The 356-nt window shown below is 68.0% G+C and carries 1 pseudogene; it reads left to right on the top strand.

The window, feature by feature from the left end:
* Positions 1-356 (top strand): annotated as a pseudogene (locus KVT44_RS55775) (hypothetical protein); the annotation flags it as partial.

The following is a 356-nucleotide window of genomic DNA, read 5'->3' as shown; positions in this document are numbered from 1 at the left end:
GGCAGACACTGCTCGGCGACCTGAGCACCGAGTTCGGCTGGCGGCTCACTGGCTGGAACCTGCCCTGGGTCACCACGGCCGTCATCGACCGCGACACCTACCTTCCCGTCGTCAACGGACAGCCCTTCGAGAGCCTGCAGGCCTCCGGCGGAGGCATCGCCACCTCCGTCAGCCTCGCCTACAGCCTCGCGCTCCTCGCCTTCGGACTGGACCACGCCGACGTCCTGGTCCCGTCCCTCCTCGTGATCGACTCACGCGCAAGGCCTTCGACAACAACGACTCCGACCGGCAACGCGCGGCCGATATCTACAGCCGCTTCAGGACGCTGGCTGACGCGTACGGCGAACGCCTCCACC

Origin of the sequence: Streptomyces sp. GbtcB7 (genome assembly GCF_019091445.1) — a bacterium.
GTDB lineage: Bacteria > Actinomycetota > Actinomycetes > Streptomycetales > Streptomycetaceae > Streptomyces > Streptomyces mirabilis.
The sequence above is the reverse complement of the archived record's forward strand: the minus strand, read 5'-3'. Positions and strand labels throughout refer to the sequence as shown.